The sequence below is a fragment of the Vibrio makurazakiensis genome (genome assembly GCF_050337375.1).
Taxonomy (GTDB): Bacteria; Pseudomonadota; Gammaproteobacteria; order Enterobacterales; family Vibrionaceae; genus Vibrio; species Vibrio makurazakiensis.
Genome location: NZ_JAKJSW010000415.1, coordinates 1 through 1760, shown reverse-complemented (window position 1 = coordinate 1760; position 1760 = coordinate 1). Strand labels below are relative to the sequence as shown.

Genomic DNA, 1760 nt, shown 5'->3' with positions numbered 1-1760 from the left:
ACCTGAACCTATGATATTCGATACAGAGTCAACTTGAACATTGGAATCTAAGTATTCATCAAACGCTTTTGCAATAGGGTGGTTAGCGTGTTGCTCAAGACTTGCTGCAACTTTGAAACAAGTATTTTCATCAAAATTGCCAAAGACCTTAATGCCTGCAATTTTAATGTTACCTTCCGTTAATGTTCCTGTTTTATCAATAATAAGATGATTAACTTTACATAAGGTTTCAAAGACATGCCCTTTACGAAGCAGGATACCAAAATTACCCATTCTTGAAGTGGAGCAAGTGATGGCCGTTGGAGTTGCAAGCGACAGAGCACATGGACAAGTGGCAACTAGAACTGACAACATGATCCAAAATGCATCTTCAGGTCTAGTCTCGTGCCAGTAAAACCAAGTGCAAAATGCAATAACAAGAAGTATTGCTACAAAGTATCGAGCAACTACATCAGCAATTTCTGCAATTCGAGGTTTTGAAAGTTGAGCTTCATCTTGCAGTCGCACGATATTTGAGATCATTGAATCAGCTTTAGAAGTCGTCACCTCAAGCTCAAATGATTCGTCACCATTCAATGTTCCAGCAAAAACGGAATCACCTTGTTGTTTTACAACGTGAATAGATTCACCGGTCAGCATTGACTCGTCAATATGAACGCGTCCTAAAAGTACTTTGCCATCAGCAGGAATATGTTCTCCAGGTAAAACTCGTATTTTGTCACCAACTTTTAGAGTTTTAACAGGTACTTGATCGCCTTCTAACGTGGTTGCCATGGCCGGGATGAGTTTTAACAAGTTACCACTTGCTGCGGCTGCTTTACGACGGGCCCGCATTTCAAGAAAACGACCTAATAGAAGGAAGAAGGTAAACATTGAGATTGATTCAAAGAACACTTCGCCTTTATCTGTAACCGTTGCGACAAGGCTAGCAAAGTAGGCAAAAAGAAGAGCAATAGAAACGGGGACATCCATTCCTAATGTACGCCCTTTAATACTACGCCACGCATTAATATAAAAAGGCAACGCAGAGTAAAGCAGTACAGGGGTGGCAAAAATTAAACTAACCCAACGAAAGTAGTTTCTAAACTCAGGCTCTAAACTCCCGAAAACTTCAAGGTATAGAGCAACAGCCAACATCATAACTTGCATGGTTGCAAGCCCAGCAACTCCTAATCGATAGAGATACTGCTTCATTGATCGGTGGTAAGAGGCTTCTTGCTTGTCGGCTTCAAAAGGTGCGGCTTTGTACCCTAGCTCATGAATTGAAGCTAAGAGTTGACTCAGGCGAACTTGAGAGTCATCCCAAGAAAGCAAAGCACGATTGGTCGTGGTGTTAACTCGTATAGAGATAACACCTACTTGAGATGATACTTTTTTCTCAATTAACCAAGCACATGCGGCACAAGAAACACCTTCTAGAGAAAGTGATACTTGAGCTGAGTTTTCAGAGTGCCTAACGAACTCTTGTTGAACATCGGCGTTATCATAATGAGAAAGAGATAAGAGCTGTTCAGGGACAAGATCAGCTTTTTCTGCAGGTGCCGTTCGATATTGATAGTAAGAGCTTAAACCACTATCAATAATCGTTTGGGAAACACTCTCACAACCAGGGCAACACATTTCTCGCAGTTGCCCCAGAATTTCAACCTTATAATCCGTGTTGGCTGGTACTTCTTCACCGCAGTGATAACAGGATTCACACATAGTTAGTTCGTTAATTCGATAGTTGTTTCAGTTGGGAAAGTTACGCGGCCTTGAAT

The 1760-nt window shown here is 41.4% G+C and carries 1 protein-coding gene; it reads right to left on the bottom strand.

Going from position 1 to position 1760, the window contains the following annotated elements; all coding sequences use genetic code 11:
- Positions 1–1704, bottom strand: a 1704-nt coding sequence (locus L4C33_RS22050; RefSeq protein WP_428814522.1) for a heavy metal translocating P-type ATPase, incomplete at its 3' end; no start/stop codon positions are given.
- Positions 1705–1760 lie beyond the last annotated feature (56 nt).